General features: G+C 49.4%; 12 protein-coding genes, 2 tRNA genes and 2 riboswitches. Of the genes, 3 read left to right on the plus strand and 11 right to left on the minus strand.

Annotated elements, in window-relative coordinates:
* Positions 1 to 27: 27 nt before the first annotated feature.
* Positions 28 to 1,566 carry a DNA recombination protein RmuC gene (gene rmuC / locus C9I89_RS18275; protein WP_107284757.1) on the minus strand — a complete coding sequence of 513 codons (1,539 nt, stop codon included), beginning with the start codon at positions 1,564 to 1,566 and terminating at the stop codon, positions 28 to 30.
* A gap of 307 nt (positions 1,567 to 1,873) precedes the next feature.
* On the opposite strand from rmuC, the gene C9I89_RS18280 reads away from it, so the two are divergent.
* Positions 1,874 to 2,773, plus strand: coding sequence for a DMT family transporter (locus C9I89_RS18280; RefSeq protein WP_107284758.1), 900 nt, complete (start codon positions 1,874 to 1,876; stop codon positions 2,771 to 2,773).
* Between the two features lie 227 nt (positions 2,774 to 3,000).
* On the opposite strand, the gene C9I89_RS18285 is transcribed toward C9I89_RS18280, so the two are convergent.
* A complete protein-coding gene (locus tag C9I89_RS18285; protein ID WP_107284759.1) occupies positions 3,001 to 4,224 on the minus strand; it encodes a multidrug effflux MFS transporter in 1,224 nt (407 codons plus the stop codon).
* Between the two features lie 116 nt (positions 4,225 to 4,340).
* On the opposite strand from C9I89_RS18285, the gene C9I89_RS18290 reads away from it, so the two are divergent.
* Together C9I89_RS18290 and C9I89_RS18295 are read left to right on the plus strand one after the other, a co-directional pair.
* Positions 4,341 to 5,288, plus strand: coding sequence for a LysR family transcriptional regulator (locus C9I89_RS18290; protein ID WP_107284760.1), 948 nt, complete (start codon positions 4,341 to 4,343; stop codon positions 5,286 to 5,288).
* Positions 5,289 to 5,440: 152 nt separating this feature from the next.
* On the plus strand, positions 5,441 to 7,228 hold the full coding sequence (locus tag C9I89_RS18295) for an aminopeptidase P family protein (RefSeq protein WP_107284761.1): 1,788 nt from the start codon (positions 5,441 to 5,443) through the stop codon (positions 7,226 to 7,228).
* A 221-nt stretch (positions 7,229 to 7,449) separates the two neighbouring features.
* Here the strand turns inward: C9I89_RS18295 and thiH are convergent, their stop codons facing one another.
* The 9 genes from thiH to C9I89_RS18340 form a co-directional block, all read right to left on the minus strand.
* Positions 7,450 to 8,562, minus strand: a complete 1,113-nt coding sequence (gene thiH / locus C9I89_RS18300; RefSeq protein ID WP_107284762.1) for a 2-iminoacetate synthase ThiH — start codon at positions 8,560 to 8,562, stop codon at positions 7,450 to 7,452.
* 10 nt (positions 8,563 to 8,572) lie between these two features.
* Positions 8,573 to 9,343 carry a thiazole synthase gene (locus tag C9I89_RS18305; RefSeq protein WP_107284763.1) on the minus strand — a complete coding sequence of 257 codons (771 nt, stop codon included), beginning with the start codon at positions 9,341 to 9,343 and terminating at the stop codon, positions 8,573 to 8,575.
* Positions 9,344 to 9,580 (minus strand): sulfur carrier protein ThiS, encoded by a 237-nt coding sequence (gene thiS, locus C9I89_RS18310; protein ID WP_245905521.1) that lies wholly within the window; start codon positions 9,578 to 9,580, stop codon positions 9,344 to 9,346.
* Entirely contained in the window at positions 9,567 to 10,361 is a 795-nt protein-coding gene (locus tag C9I89_RS18315) for a HesA/MoeB/ThiF family protein (protein WP_107284772.1), read from the minus strand. The genes thiS and C9I89_RS18315 overlap by 14 nt, the downstream gene beginning before the upstream one ends.
* Positions 10,351 to 11,601: a thiamine phosphate synthase gene (locus C9I89_RS18320; RefSeq protein ID WP_107284764.1), complete on the minus strand. Its 1,251-nt coding sequence runs from the start codon at positions 11,599 to 11,601 to the stop codon at positions 10,351 to 10,353. The genes C9I89_RS18315 and C9I89_RS18320 overlap by 11 nt, the downstream gene beginning before the upstream one ends.
* Positions 11,601 to 13,523: a phosphomethylpyrimidine synthase ThiC gene (thiC, locus tag C9I89_RS18325; protein WP_107284765.1), complete on the minus strand. Its 1,923-nt coding sequence runs from the start codon at positions 13,521 to 13,523 to the stop codon at positions 11,601 to 11,603. The genes C9I89_RS18320 and thiC overlap by 1 nt, the downstream gene beginning before the upstream one ends.
* Positions 13,524 to 13,663: 140 nt before the next feature.
* A riboswitch (TPP riboswitch) is annotated at positions 13,664 to 13,762 on the minus strand.
* 102 nt (positions 13,763 to 13,864) lie between these two features.
* Complete coding sequence (locus C9I89_RS18330) at positions 13,865 to 15,235, minus strand: voltage-gated chloride channel family protein (RefSeq protein WP_107284766.1); 1,371 nt, start codon at positions 15,233 to 15,235, stop codon at positions 13,865 to 13,867.
* Between the two features lie 76 nt (positions 15,236 to 15,311).
* A riboswitch (Fluoride riboswitch) is annotated at positions 15,312 to 15,376 on the minus strand.
* 156 nt (positions 15,377 to 15,532) lie between these two features.
* Positions 15,533 to 15,609: transfer RNA gene (locus C9I89_RS18335), tRNA-Trp, on the minus strand.
* A 38-nt stretch (positions 15,610 to 15,647) separates the two neighbouring features.
* Positions 15,648 to 15,724 (minus strand) — tRNA-Asp (locus C9I89_RS18340).
* Positions 15,725 to 15,740: the final 16 nt, after the last annotated feature.

The following is a 15,740-nucleotide window of genomic DNA, read 5'->3' on the forward strand; positions in this document are numbered from 1 at the left end:
CTTGATGGTCACGGTTTGCTCAAAGCACTACGGCAAATCATTTGCGGCAACGCACTCCGGACGCTCAACGTCCTTTCGTTCGCTCAGCACGGCGTCGGCTTTTTCAACCAGGCCCGGACTGATGTCGCGCTTCACTTCCACCCCTAGCAGCTTAAAACCTTCGGCCTGACGGATCATATTTCCCCGTCCGGTACTGAGCTTATTCATTGCGCCCTGGTAGCTCTGGCTGGCTTTTTCCAGCGAGCCCCCCACGGCTTCCATATCAATAACGAACAAGCGCAATTTGTCATACAGCTTGCTGGCCCGATCAGCGATCTCTTTGGCGTTCTGGTTTTGCTTTTCATTACGCCATAGGTTATTGATCGTCCTTAAGGCAACCAGCAAGGTGGTCGGGCTGACCAGCATGATGTTGAGATCCATGGCATCGCGGATCAGGCTCGGGTCAGCTTCTATTGCCGCCTGAAAGGCGGGCTCAACCGGAATAAACATCAAGACATAATCAAGACTCTGTACCCCATGCAACTGATGGTAATCTTTGCGGCTTAAGCCACGAAGATGGGCACGAACAGAGGCGACATGTTCCCCCATGGCTAACTCACGCTCGGCAACCGTATCGGCATTAAAGAAGCGTTCATAAGCCACCAGTGACATTTTGGCGTCAACCACCACATCTTTATCTTGCGGCAAATGCACCACCACATCAGGCTGATAACGCTTTCCGTCTCCATTTTCCAGATTCACCTGAGTCTGATATTCATGGCCTTCGCGTAATCCCGATTCACTCAGCACCCGTGCCAGTACCACCTCCCCCCAGTTACCCTGTGCTTTATTATCACCCTTGAGTGCCTGAGTCAGGTTGACCGCTTCCAGTGCCATCTGTTCATTGAGCTGCTTAAGATTATTAATTTCATGCACCAGGGTATGCCGCTCGCGGGCCTCCTGGCTGAAACTGTCGGTAACTTGTTTTTTGAACCCGTCAAGCTGCTCTTTCAGCGGGTTTAGCAAGGTTTCCAGGCTCAATTTGTTCTGTTCATCCACCGTCCGGGTTTTCTGTTCAAACAGACGATTTGCTAAACTTTCAAACTGCACCCGTAAGCGTTCCTCCGCATTTTCCAGCAGCGCTATTTTTTCTTCGCCCGCTTTTTGCTCTTCGACATGGCGGGCATACTGTTCGCGTAAGTCCGCTTCTAACCCGGCATTAGCTGAGCGGGCATTCTCCAGTTGCTCCGTCAGATACTGTTTTTCAGTCTTCAGCGTTTCAAAATAGCGCATCTTCTCTAATGCGGCAGCCAGACGCGCATGCATCTGGCGCAGTTCACCGGTCAAACGGTCACGCTCGATATCCAGCCCGTCAAGATCCTGATTACGTTCAGCCAATACCTCTTGCAGTTGTTGTTCGCGGCTTTGCGCCAATCGCCCATCGGCGTCGATCTGCTGCTGAAATAATTGGACTTGCTGCTGCAAACGCCCTCTCATCCACAATCCAGTGATCACACTGGCAATCGTTGCTCCTGAAAGGGTGGCTAATGCAACCAAAGCACCACCGCTAAGCCATTCAGTCATCATTGTTGTTAAACCTGAAATTATTCTTAAACTGGAAAAAGTAGGAATTGCAAGTTCAAAGGCTAAGTGGATACTGGATGAATGTCCAGTAATTATCAACCCCGTCAGGAGCCCTTGATAATCACTGGCAAAATTGTTCATCATGATTGAGCTGATGGTCACAGCATGGCGCGCTGTGATCTGGTCGTGCTAAAAACAATCGAATAGACTGGCGCTCTTTATGGTGAACACCATACTTCTTTTTAAATGCTGTTGTTGCGGCTCAACCCGTCGTGAGTGGGAGGCATCGCCGCTTATTAATGGATGAACAATGAACGAACGTCATGCGCTTGGGTATGGATTAGCTGCAGTTCTGCTTTGGTCGACGGTAGCGACCGCCTTTAAGATCACCCTCAACTATTTCACTCCTGTTCAGATGATGGTCGCCGCCAGTATTGTGTCGGCTGTCGTGCTAACCCTGATTGCTTTTCTTCAGGGAAAATTGCATCTGTTAGGACGTACGTTTACGGCTCGCCCGCTCTATTACCTGATGCTTGGGATTATCAACCCATTTGCTTATTACCTGGTGTTGTTTAAAGCCTATGAGCTACTGCCGGCATCTCAGGCTCAGCCAATTAATTACAGCTGGGCAATCACGCTGACTTTGATGGCCGCGATTTTCTTAGGTCAGAAAATCCGCAATCAAGACTGGATTGCCTGCGCATGTGGCTACTTGGGTGTGGTAATTATCGCGACGAAAGGGGATGTGATGGCGCTGCAGTTTGACAACCCTCAGGGCGTCGCACTGGCACTGTGTTCGACCCTGCTGTGGGCGATGTACTGGATCTTAAATACTAAGAACCAGGCCGATCCGGTGTTAGGGGTCTTGCTGGGCTTCTTGCTTTCGCTGCCATTCTCCATCGGCCTTAGCCTTTATGCCGGTAGCTGGGGCTCTGTGCCATGGCAAGGCTGGTTAGCCGTAAGCTATGTCGGTTTGTTCGAAATGGGCATCACTTTTGTGCTGTGGCTGAATGCGCTGCGCCTGACTAACAATACGGCACGCATCAGTAATCTCATTTTTATCTCGCCGTTCATTTCCCTGCTGCTGCTGGCCACAATTATTGGCGAAGAGATCCATCCCTCTACGTTGGTCGGTTTAGTCCTGATCGTCTGCGGTCTGTTAATCCAGCAATGGAAAGGCAAAATAACAAAAAGTAACCATTTAGCTTAGCTCCTTTTATAACTGTTCAACTTGCAGCTATTTCGTTAAAGAGCAAAGAGAAAGCGCGGAGTTTATACTTATAAATGAGCACTTTCGATGCCGAACTTTGGCGAAATAGCAATAAGGTGAATTGTTATCAAAAAAAAGCCTGTCACTGATGTGACAGGCTAAACGGATAGCAGGGTTGTCGAGACCCAGCGCCTATCGGAATAAAAGGCGTCTAGTTATGAATTTTGTTAATGAGCAGGCACCGCGCCATGCCACCGGTGACCCAACTTCGACCATAGAATCAACAGACCGGGGATCAGCAACCACATCTGGAAGGTCAGCAGCATGGGTGGGGTAAGATCCAAACGCTGAGTCAGACTGACCATGATGCCAGCCCCGCTCATCTGAAACAGGCCAAGCAAGGCTGCGGCAGTCCCGGCACGGTCACCGAAAGGTGCCAGCGCCTTACCCGCCGATGAGCCCAGCACAAATGCAAAGCCAAATGAGCACATGAAAATGGGTCCCATAAAGGCCCAGGCTTGCGATATGCTGCTGAATGCCAGCATCGCAGCGCCAGAAATAACCAGTAAAATCAGGCCAGCACTCAATGTTTTTCGGGTGCCAAATTTATCCATGTATTTCGGTGCGATCATACAGGCCAGGATGTTCAATGCCGCATTGACTCCGAACCATAGGGTGAACTGCCCCATATCCTGACCCAGCTCCATCATCAGCCAGACCGGCGCTGATGTGACATAAGCCAGGATCACCGCCATTGACAGCATGCAAAGCGTGGCGTGGAACAAAAATGCCGGCTCACGTAGCACTGACATATAACGATCCAGGCTGATCATTGCGCCATCAGTATTGGTGTCCGCCGGCCGGGTTTCTTTAAAGCAAAGAGCAATGAAGCTACCCGCGACCAGCGCAAAACCCGCCATGAAACTGAAATTAGACCGCCAGCCAAACTCATGGGTTAACCATGAACCTAAGATCGGAGCCAAGGCCGGAATAAAACAGATTGCACCGTTGAGGTAGCTGATCATACGGCCGCTGCGTTCCGGACCGAAGCTGTCACGCACAGCAGCAAAGGCGGCGACCGACGTTGCGCAGGCACCAAAGCCCTGCAGCAGACGCGCCACCAGCAATAAATCTAATGTCTGTGCCCAGTACGCCATCGCTGCACTCAGGGCATAAATGGTTACACCACCCAAAGCAATGGGACGACGACCCAAACGGTCTGCCAGCGGGCCGGCTAACAGCTGCCCCAAGCCCAGACTGAACATGAACCAGGTAACGGTATCTTGCACCCGGGCTGTATCTACCGCAAATGTCTCTGCCATCGCAGGAAGCGCAGGTAGATAAATATCGATAGCAAGCGGGCTAAATAAGACCAGCACCACCATTAAGGCGACTAATCTTGTTCCTGTTGCGGCAGTCTGCTGACTAACGGCTGATGTTTCTGGCTGCATGTTACTTTCCTATTTAATGACAGCGGCAGTCTAAGGTTTTAGTGATATGAATAGAAATGGTTTATATTCAAACCAGAATTTCCATTTTGGAATATCACTATTGGCAGAGGTGCACAGTGTCATTTGAAAAGCTTGCCCGGCTCGATCTCAATTTGCTGGTATGTCTTCATGTACTGCTAGAAGAGTGCAGTGTCACCCTGGCCGCCAAGCGATTGCATCTGAGCCAGTCGGCGGTCAGTAAAAGCCTTACGCGTCTGCGTGAGCAGTTTAATGATCCCCTGTTTCTCCGCTCGTCCCACGGCCTCAAGCCTACACCACGGGCACAGGCCCTGTTACCGCTATTAGAACAACTGCTGCGGGATATCGAACAACTGGCGGCACCGGTAGAATTTATGCCACAAAGCAGTGATCGCCATTTCAAAATGGCTTTAGTGGAAAGTGCCTACCCGCTATTACTGCCGCAATTTCTCAGTGAAGTTTTCAGTAAAGGCCCTAATATTATTTTAGATACCCAGGCCTGGGAGCCAAGTACCTTCAGCAAACTGCAACGCGGGGAAATTGATTTCGGCGTAACAGGCAAAGATCTCAACCCCAAAGATGCCATGCTCACCTTAATGCCACCCAAAGATGTCGTGTGGCAGGAACTCCACCGGGATACCCAGCGCTGCATTGTGCGTAAGGATCACCCGCTCTTAAACCAACCATGGGATCAGGATAGTTACCTGCGCCAGCGCCACATTCAGGTTCGCTGTGACGGTAGCGATCGCTGGTTACTCGATTACAAGCTGGCGGATCTCGGCCTGCAAAGAGACATCGCGATATATGTGCCGGACTTTAATAGCGCGGCGAGCCTCTGTACCCACACCGATCTGGTGTTTACCGCTCCCAGTCATTTTGCCAACTATATTGCCGCCCAGCTCGATTTGGTGGTGGTACCGCTGCCGTTCGAGCTTCCTGCTATGGCTTATACGTTATTCTGGCATCAACATCAGGAAAAAGATCCGGGACATAGCTGGTTACGTCAAATAATAATCAGTCGTTGTGGTGATTTATCTGCCTCTTAATTGCAGCCAGCCAGCAAAAGCGATACCGTAATGTGATCAGCCTGAACAACTCAGCGCATGGCAATAAGTATCTGACCTACCTTGTCTTGAATTATTCAGGTTGGCATTTATTCCGTCACACGGACGGTGGCACACACAAGGAACCTCAAAACATGCAAGCAGTTATCTCACAACGCGTTGAGCAAATTCGCCAATGGCTGGCTGAAAATCAGCTCGACGCATTGCTTATTCCTCATGAAGATGAATATCTGGGCGAATACATCCCCGCTCACAACGAACGTCTGCTTTGGGCTACGGGTTTTACCGGTTCTGCCGGTATGGCGGTGATCACCCGTGACAAAGCTGCTGTCTTTGTTGATGGTCGTTATGTGGTACAGGTTCGTAAACAAGTACCGGGTGAAGTCTTTGAATATCGCCATCTGATTGAAGAGCCACCAGTTCAGTGGACCCAGGATAACCTTGCCGTCGGCAGCAAAGTGGCCATTGATGCCCGCCTGCACAGCAGCGCATGGCTAACGCGTACAACAGAAAGCCTTGCTGGCGCATTAGAACTGGTCTGTATTGCTGCTAATCCAATCGATACGCTATGGCATGATCGTCCTGCGGCGACACTGTCTGATGCCAAATTGATGGGCTTGGATTTTGTCGGCCAGAGCAGCAATGAAAAGCGCATTAAAATTGCCGCAGAGCTGATAAAACAGAAAGCTGAGGCGGCATTACTGACTCAGGTAGACAGTATTGCCTGGTTGCTGAATGTCCGTGGTAGTGACGTACCAAGCCTGCCGGTACTGCTCTCGACCGCCATTATTCATGCCGATGCCAGCGTGGATTTCTATATCGACCCTGCTCGTCTGCCTGCTGAATTTGCCGCTCATGTCGGCGAAGGTGTTCGTACCCACCAGCCAGAGGCATTAGAAGCCGGCTTACAAGCACTGAGCGGCAAACACGTTCTGGTTGATCCGGCAACGAGTAACGCCTGGGCTGATCAGGTATTACGTGCCGCAGGTGCCAACCTTATCGAAGCGGCGGATCCTTGCTTACTGCCAAAAGCCGCCAAAAATCCAACCGAAATTGCCGGGATGAAGGCGTGCCATATCCGTGATGGTGTGGCTGTTTCTAAGTTCCTGGCATGGGTTGATGCACAGGTAGCAGCGGGTAATTTGCTCGATGAAGGTACACTATCTGACAAGTTATGGCAGTTCCGCGTCCAGGATACCAGCTGCAGTGATGTGAGTTTTGATACCATTTCTGCCGTCGGCGGCAATGCGGCAATGTGTCACTACAATCACTTAAACCAGCCAGAGCCGAGCGTACTGGAAATGGATAATGTCTATCTGGTCGATTCAGGCGGCCAGTATCCGGACGGCACAACGGATATCACCCGCACCATTGCCATCGGTCAGCCCGGTGATGAAGTAAAACAGGCGTTTACGCTGGTACTGAAGGGGCATATTGCTCTTGCTTCGGCACGTTTTCCGAAAGGTACAACCGGCTCACAACTTGATGCACTCGCTCGCCAGCACCTGTGGGCGCATGGCTTCGACTACGACCATGGCACCGGTCACGGGGTAGGACATTTCTTGAGCGTGCATGAAGGTCCGCAACGCATTGCGAAAGTATACAACCCAACCGCACTGCTTCCGGGCATGGTGCTGTCTAATGAGCCGGGTTACTACCGTGCTGACGCCTTCGGGATCCGTATCGAAAACCTGGAGCTGGTGGTAGAAGTGGCAACGCAAGGTGATATGACCATGATGGGCTTTGAATCCCTGACTCGTGCTCCGATCGATCGTCGTCTGATTGACCTTCGCTTGCTTAACGATGTTGAACTTGCATGGCTCAACAACTACCACCATACCGTATTCACCGTGATCAGCCCGTCACTGGAAGGTAACGACCTGGCATGGTTAGCGCAAGCAACGGCACCACTTAAACGCTAACACCACAAGAAATTAAGACCTGACTTTAATCATTCAGGTACTTAAAACATAAAACTCCCGCACTCTTCTCGAGCCCGGGAGTTTTTTATCTCTGCCCAAATAGTAACTTTTTGCCTCTAAGCTATTTTGCTAAAGAACAAAGAGAAAGCGCGCAGTTTGTAAGTATAAATGAGCACTTTCGATGACTATATTTAGCTAAATAGCAACGAGGGGAAAGTTAATTAGCCGGAATAGGCGTGGTGCCAATCCTTCCACACCACTTCAAAGCCGTGTTGCTTCACTGCCGCCGCAACGTCTGCCACCGAACGTTCATCACTGATCGAGAACTGCTCTAGCTCCGGCTCGTCATTGGCATATCCGCCCGGTTGTGTTTTCGACCCTGCCGACAGGCTAGTCACGCCAAGTGGTAACACATTATCTCTGAATTCAGGAGATTCACGGGTCGACAGTGATAATTCCACTTGTGGATTAAACATCCGATAAGCACAAATCAACTGAACCAGCTGGCGATCACTCATGACAGATTTCGGTTGCAAGCCACCCTCACATGGACGCAAGCGCGGAAAAGAAATTGAATAACGTGTTTGCCAATACGTACGTTCAAGATAATCAAGATGGCTGGCCACAAAGAAACAATCTGTCCGCCATTCTTCCAGACCAATCAAAGCCCCAATACCGATTTTATCTATCCCCGCTTTTGCCAGGCGATCTGGCGTTGCCAGTCGGTATTCAAAATCCATCTTATTACCACGCAAATGGTGTTCGGCATAGGTTGGTGCGCTGTAGGTTTCCTGATACACCATTACCGCATCTAAGCCTAAGGTTTTCAGCTCGGCATATTCATGCTGTTCCAGCGGCTGTACTTCCATGGCCAGATAACTGAACTGCTGTTTGATCGTAGGTACCGTTTTACGGAAATATTCCATTCCCACTTTGCGCTCATGCTCACCGGTTACCAACAACACACTGTCAAAGTTCATTGCCTTGATTGCCTGGCACTCAAGCTCGATCTCTTCGATAGCTAATGTACGTCGCTTGATTCGATTCTCCATTGAAAAGCCGCAATAGGTACAGGCATTCGCACACAAATTCGACAGATAGAGCGGGACATAAAATGATATTGTATGGCCAAACCGCTTCCGCGTTAACGCGGCAGACTGTTGTGCCATCTGCTCGAGGTATGGCTCGGCCGCCGGTGAAATAAGCGCTTTGAAATCTTCCAGATCGCGCTTAGTTTTACGTAATGCACGCTCTACATCTGCCGCCGTCTTACTGTAGATCGATAAGCGCACATCATCCCAATCAAGCTGCTTCCAGACATCAACATAGCTCATGCCGATCCCCTTATGCGCTTTGATCTAAGAAAGACGTTAGCGGGCTTGAAGCAATTGCATGATTAACCGTACCCGCCAACCCCGCTTCATAGGCCATACGCCCACTCTCAACCGCCAATTTAAATGCGCGCCCCATTGCAACCGGATCGGCAGCGGCAGCAATTGCGGTATTCACCAGAACCGCATCGGCTCCCATCTCCATCGCTTCTGCTGCATGAGAAGGTGCGCCGATACCGGCATCAACAATCACCGGTACCCGGGCCTGATCGATGATAATTTCAAGAAAATCATGCGATACCAGCCCTTTGTTAGAACCAATCGGTGCACCTAACGGCATCACCGCAGCACAACCCACTTCTTCCAAACGCTTACATAACACCGGATCGGCATGGCAATATGGCAGAACGATAAAGCCATCTCGTACCAGTTGCTCTGCCGCTGCCAGCGTTTCAGTCGGATCCGGCATTAAATATTTAGGGTCCGGATGAATTTCCAGTTTCAACCAATTGGTTCCCAGCGCTTCACGGGCAAGCTTCGCGGCAAAAATAGCCTCTTGGGCATTTTTAGCCCCAGAGGTATTCGGCAGTAAGTTCACACCCGCTTTAATCAACGGTGCAAGAATATCATCGTCACGATTATCAATGTCGACCCGCTTAAGCGCCATCGTCACCAGCTCCGATCCGGATGTGATGATGGATTCAGCCATTGTCTGGCTATTGGCATATTTACCAGTGCCGGTAAAAAGACGAGAAAAAAACGTTTTATCCGCAATAGTTAGCATTTAACCTCCAGCAATGGCTTGAAACAAAGCAATACGATCACTGGCACTTAATTGTGTGCTGTCCCATTCACTGCGTGCGACGATCTCGTCGTTTAATGCTACTGCAGTGGCTTGTAATGGCATTTCCAAAGTCGTCAGCAACGCTGTAAGACTTTGCTCTGATGAGCAATCTACGGGCTTATCGTTCACCCAGATCTGGATCTGCAAGTCATTCATTATCTGGTTATGGATTGTCATTAGAATGCCGCTCTCTTTTATCACTACCCGGACGACAAACAGGGCACTGCTTATCCCGGGCAAGGTTAAATCGTTGCCAGGCCATAGTCAGACCGTCAAATTGTTGCAACGCAGCAAAGGCAACGTGTCCCGCCCCGGTAATACACTTAATCGTTTCCAATGCCTGCATAGTTCCCATCATGCCGACAACCGGACCGGCAATACCAGAATTACTGCAATTCTGTGGCTCTTGTGGAGAATCGGATTGCAAAGGGAACAGACAGTGATAACACGGCCCTTGTTTCTGCCTGAAATCAAATGCCATCAACTGCCCTTGCCAGCGAATGGCCGCGCCTGAGATCAGAGGCTTACCCGCGGAAAAACAGGCCCGATTCACCGCATGTCGAGTAGGCAGGTTATCAGAGCAATCTAAAATGGCGTCTGCCAGTTCAACTTCCATCGCCAGACGCTGATTGGCTAACCGGGCTTGTACTGCACGTGCCCGTATATGCGGGTTAAGCGCCTGGATCTGCTCAGCCGCCATTTTGGCTTTGCTTTGCCCCTGATGGGCATCACGATAAATCACCTGACGTTGCAAGTTAGAACTCTCGACTTCGTCGTCATCGGCGATCACGATATTTCCGACGCCAGCTCCCGCCAGATACAATGCAGCCGCCGAGCCCAGACCGCCGGCCCCCACTAACAAAACCTGAGACCGAGCCAATAACTGCTGACCTTGTTCACCGATTTCCGGCAACATGACCTGACGGTTGTAGCGAAGAAATTCCTGATCACCCAGCATCCAGCGGGCCCCCAACAGCAGCATGGCGGATCAGCAATTGATTAAATGCCTCAATCGCTGCTTTTGTATCATCGGCCTGAGTCACCGCGCGAACCACAGCCACACTACTGACGCCGGTACGCCAGACTTTTTCCGCACGAGATAAATCAATGCCGCCAATCGCCACAGTCGGGAACTCATCACCAATCAATTTTTGATACAGCGCCAGACGGTTCGGGCCTTGCGGCTTGGATGGCATATCTTTGGTGGTGGTTGGGTAAATATGCCCCAGCGCGATATAACTCGGCGAAAACTCCGCAGCCCGCAATATTTCAAAATAGCCATGTGTCGATAAACCAATACGCAAACCAGCCTGCTGAATTGCGGTCAGATCTGCGGTGTCTAAATCTTCCTGACCAAGATGAACGCCATAGGCGTGATGCTTAATCGCCAACTGCCAGTAGTCATTAACGAAAACCTGTGCATGATAAGCATTGCCCAAGGCAGTAATTCGCTGGATTTGCTCTTCAAGTTCAATATCTTGCGGTTTTTTAATTCGCAGCTGGGTGGTTTTCACATCCAACTTGAGTAAGCGTTCCACCCACTCTGCCGAATCGACAACCGGGTACAATGCCAGCTGCGTCACATCTGTCTCAGCAAAGGGAGCAACCGCCACTTCTTTACTGTGCCAGCCTAACTCGGCAACTTCCGGATGATTAGCCGTTAATGGACGGGGAAACAGCTCACGCCGCATTGGCCAGCTAATTTCACCATGGCCATCCGCATTCGATTCCTGATAGCCACGAGCATGAGCGCGCGCTAAGGTCACCGCATCTTCCAGCGGATAATCGAGCGCCAGTGCAGTTAGTAGCATTGCACGCTGAGGATCACTGGCCCCGGCATGGTGACAATAGACCGCACGTGCTTCACCTTTATGATGCCAGATATCGACGCAGCCCTTATCCGTTGGCAAATCACACACCACTAATGACGGATCTTGCTCAACCTTATGCTGCATCTCACGCAACGTCGGATAGGGTGCTAACCACTGATCCAGCACTCTGTAGCCATCAATACCAGCTTCAGCCTGGTTAAATACCAGGCTGAACTGACGCTCTTCAATTTGAATCTCTACAGCCCCCGAATCACTCAACTTCACACTGACTGACTCACCAAGCTGATACTGATCAGCAGTGGCCAGCAGAGGTTCTACATGCATTAACAACGGTGTTAAACTATCGGGTAAACATAAAGAGCTCATTAACTATCCTCTTGAGCAGGGTGGTATAACTCACTACCTCGGGAACGGAACTCATCGGCTTTTTGCTGCATGCCTTCCAATGGATCATTCAATAAATTGATCGCTAACTCGTCATCCTGTTCAAGACCTTTGGCGTAATCACGTACTTCCTGAGAGATCTTCATCGAACAGAATTTAGGCCCGCACATAGAACAAAAATGCGCGACTTTTCCCGATTCCTGAGGCAGGGTTTCATCATGATATGCACGAGCAGTATCAGGATCTAAACCCAGGTTAAATTGGTCGTCCCAGCGGAATTCAAAACGCGCTTTTGACAAAGCGTTGTCTCTGACTTGTGCGCCAGGATGGCCTTTAGCCAAGTCTGCCGCATGAGCACATAACTTGTACGTGATCAGACCCACTTTTACGTCGTCTTTATTCGGTAAGCCAAGGTGTTCTTTCGGAGTGACATAACACAACATAGCGCAACCATACCAACCAATGACTGCAGCACCAATTCCCGAGGTAATATGATCATAACCAGGTGCGATATCTGTCGTTAGCGGTCCCAGTGTATAGAAAGGGGCATCATGGCAATGCTTCATCTGCTCTTCCATGTTCTCTTTGATCATATGCATTGGCACATGACCCGGGCCTTCAATCATCACCTGGACATCATATTCCCAGGCAATTTTCGTCAGTTCACCCAGCGTACGTAACTCACTAAACTGAGCTTCATCATTAGCATCAGCAACAGAGCCAGGACGCAGGCCATCACCTAAAGAAAGGGCAATATCGTATTGCGCACAAATTTCACAGATTTCACGGAAGTGTACATAGAGGAAGCTTTCTTCATGATGTGCTAAACACCATTTAGCCATGATCGAGCCACCACGTGACACAATCCCGGTCACTCGTTTAGCCGTCATCGGCACATAACGAAGCAACATACCGGCATGAATCGTGAAATAATCAACCCCTTGCTCGGCTTGTTCCAACAAGGTATCGCGGAAGACTTCCCAGGTTAGGTTCTCGGCAATACCATTCACTTTTTCCAATGCCTGATACATAGGTACCGTACCAATTGGCACGGGGCTGTTGCGGATGATCCACTCACGGGTCTCATGAATATTCCGACCGGTAGAAAGATCCATCACGGTATCGCCGCCCCAGCGGGTTGACCACACCAGCTTTTCAACTTCTTCTTCAATGGAAGAGCTGACCGCAGAATTACCAATATTGGCATTCACTTTCACCAGAAAGTTACGACCAATGATCATCGGTTCAGATTCAGGGTGGTTAATGTTGGCAGGAATAATGGCACGACCTTCAGCCACTTCCTGCCGCACAAACTCAGGCGTAATTTCAGCAGGCAGGTTTGCACCAAAACTAATACCGGGATGCTGTTGGTTCAGCACTTCACCACGATACTGAGCACGTCCCATGTTTTCGCGAATGGCAATGTATTCCATTTCAGGTGTCACAACCCCTTTGCGGGCATAGTGCAGCTGGGTAACACATTGTCCTTGCTGGGCACGACGAGGATGAATTCGCTCGGCAAAACGAAGATCATCCAACGTATCGTCCGATAAACGTTCCTCGGTATATTCCGAGCTTAGCTCACCTAATAGTTCAGTATCACCACGCTCATCGATCCAGCCTGAACGAATTTTTTTTAAGCCTGTATAAATATTTACAGGCTGCTTAGGATCGGAATAAAAACCGGAGGTGTCATAGACACGAATAGGTTCATTGGGATCTAGAATAGGGTCAGTCTTAGTGCCGCCAACAAGGCTGTCAGACAGAGAGATCTCGCGCATGGGTACCTGAATGTCAGCTCGGCTACCTTGCACATAAACTTTCCGGGAATTAGGAAAAGGTTGGGCGGTTAGTGAATCAATAAATTGTTTAGCTTCCAGTCTCGCTTGTTTGCGATTCGACATAGCAAATTCCTTGAGTATCCATATAGGGGGAAATTGCTTGGCGGATTGGCGCGTAAACAAGAGGCATACACGTAGGCTGTGCAGCAGCATCAGGTGCGCTAGTTGTGTATTAATGTCGCGTATCTATCAATACAGCTAGGCAGAAGAATTCTCTTGTTCCCTTTCGCAGGTATTAGCCTGATCAGGTTCAACGGATCCCGTAATACGGTCTCAGCCATTTGGCACTCCGACAAGTTTCGAAAAGAGTATAGGGAAGGGAATAATTCACAGCAAGGGCAAAACAAAGAAAATGATGAACTCATGTAAAATAAATAAGGCCGCACAACTGTGCGGCCTTACGGTTATTTGGAATGCTTTTTAACCATTGCTTTGAGCAGAGATGAATGCGTTTCACGCAGCTCACCCAACTTATGGGTAATTTTCGGTGCACCTTTTAAGTCAAATAACTTAGGTACAGCAACCCGCTGCGATGAATAAATACCGGTATGACCACTAAAATAGTAAGCAGTAAAACAAGCTATCGCAAAGTACAACATATAGTCTGCACCAAACAACTCGACGCCCATAATGGTACAGGCAAGCGGGGTATTGGTTGCCGCAGCAAAGACAGCCAAAAAGCCAAGTGCGGCAAATAGATCAACTGGTGCACCCATTACCCAGGCCATGGTGTTTCCTAATGTCGCACCAACAAAGAACAGCGGAGTCACCTCACCACCTTTATAGCCAGCAGCCAGGGTAACGGCTGTCAGCAACAGCTTAAGCAACCAGCTGTACCATTCAGCACCTCCTGGACTAAATGCGCTGAGAATACTGACCCCACCATCTCGACTCGAATAGACCCCGAGACCGATATAATCATAATGACCAATCAACTGAACAGCACCGATAACGATCAGCCCCCCAACCACCACAATAAGATATGGATTTTTCAGGGTTGCTTTAAAGATATCTTTAAAGGCATGAGTCAACTCACCAAACAGGTATCCAGCCAAACCAAATGCTATCGAAGCTAAAATGATTTTTCCGATCAGAAAGATATCCACTTTTACCGCTTGCTCAAACAAGGTAATTGTCTCTAAAAAGTTAATGCGATAATGAGTATGATGGGCTCCCCATGCACTACACACCAGATCGGCAAGAATAGCGGCAAAAAGTGCAGGAATAATTGCATCAAACTTCAAGCGACCAATTGCCAACACCTCCAACGCAAATATTGCCCCGGTTAATGGCGTCCCGAATACCGCACCAAAACCTGCAGCCACCCCAGCAATAAGGATCAAACGTGTATCAGCTTCATTAAGTTTAAATACTCTGGCAAGCCAATGTGTTGTTGCTCCTCCAATTTGAACGGCTGTACCTTCCCGACCGGCTGATCCCCCAAATAAGTGAGTGATCACCGTCGTAATCAAGACAAGAGGTCCCATACGGGTAGGAATGCCAGCTCCTGGCTCATGGATTTCATCCATGATGAGGTTATTGCCACCTTCAGAGTTTTTCCCCAGATTGCGATAACAATAAACGATCACAATGCCTGCAAGGGGTAATAAGTAAATCAACCAGGAGTTGTCAATTCGAGTCGTCGTAGCCACACTCAATATCCAGAGAAAAAAAGCATTGAGAGAACCGACAATGGCAGCGACAGGGATAATAAGTAGCGTCCATCTGAGAATATGGACAAAAATTTTAGGGTTTTCGCTTAGTGGATGAGCCATACCAGCCTATCTATATCAGGTTTATATCTTAGGATAGATAACATGGCAATAGCCCTGCCATAGAGAGATCTATCCTACTACAGCAGGAGTCATCATCTCGACAAGAGCAGTTAAAGGTGGAACTCCATCACCCGTCACCAGCATGGTGCCAGTGACAATAAAAGCATGCTAACGGTAATCAGCTGCAGCAACAAGTTCAAAATACACTTTTCTCATTTGAGTTGACATAAAACCGTTAATTTTCCCAAACATCAGATACGAAAAAAGCCTCAGCATTTCTGCTGAGGCTTTCTAAAGTGGCAGGGGTGGAGAGATTCGAACTCCCAACACGCGGATTTGGAATCCGCTGCTCTGCCAATTGGAGCTACACCCCTATCTTATCAGTTTAAAGAGCGATACAACTCTAAATAAGTGGCGGAGTGGACGGGACTCGAACCCGCGACCCCCGGCGTGACAGGCCGGTATTCTAACCAACTGAACTACCACTCCGCAGTGTCTATTCAGC

Origin of the sequence: Photobacterium lipolyticum, from assembly GCF_003026475.1 — a bacterium.
In the GTDB taxonomy this organism is placed as follows: domain Bacteria; phylum Pseudomonadota; class Gammaproteobacteria; order Enterobacterales; family Vibrionaceae; genus Photobacterium; species Photobacterium lipolyticum.

Excerpts from the sequence above, each read along its gene's own strand:
- thiS (WP_245905521.1), bottom strand. The coding sequence starts at position 9,580 with ATGACAATCCATAACCAGATAATGAATGACTTGCAGATCCAGATCTGG.
- C9I89_RS18330 (WP_107284766.1), bottom strand. The coding sequence starts at position 15,235 with ATGGCTCATCCACTAAGCGAAAACCCTAAAATTTTTGTCCATATTCTC.
- C9I89_RS18315 (WP_107284772.1), bottom strand. The coding sequence starts at position 10,361 with ATGCTGGGTGATCAGGAATTTCTTCGCTACAACCGTCAGGTCATGTTG.
- thiC (WP_107284765.1), bottom strand. The coding sequence starts at position 13,523 with ATGTCGAATCGCAAACAAGCGAGACTGGAAGCTAAACAATTTATTGAT.
- C9I89_RS18295 (WP_107284761.1), top strand. The coding sequence starts at position 5,441 with ATGCAAGCAGTTATCTCACAACGCGTTGAGCAAATTCGCCAATGGCTG.
- thiH (WP_107284762.1), bottom strand. The coding sequence starts at position 8,562 with ATGAGCTATGTTGATGTCTGGAAGCAGCTTGATTGGGATGATGTGCGC.
- C9I89_RS18280 (WP_107284758.1), top strand. The coding sequence starts at position 1,874 with ATGAACGAACGTCATGCGCTTGGGTATGGATTAGCTGCAGTTCTGCTT.
- rmuC (WP_107284757.1), bottom strand. The coding sequence starts at position 1,566 with ATGATGACTGAATGGCTTAGCGGTGGTGCTTTGGTTGCATTAGCCACC.
- C9I89_RS18285 (WP_107284759.1), bottom strand. The coding sequence starts at position 4,224 with ATGCAGCCAGAAACATCAGCCGTTAGTCAGCAGACTGCCGCAACAGGA.
- C9I89_RS18305 (WP_107284763.1), bottom strand. The coding sequence starts at position 9,343 with ATGCTAACTATTGCGGATAAAACGTTTTTTTCTCGTCTTTTTACCGGC.
- C9I89_RS18320 (WP_107284764.1), bottom strand. The coding sequence starts at position 11,601 with ATGAGCTCTTTATGTTTACCCGATAGTTTAACACCGTTGTTAATGCAT.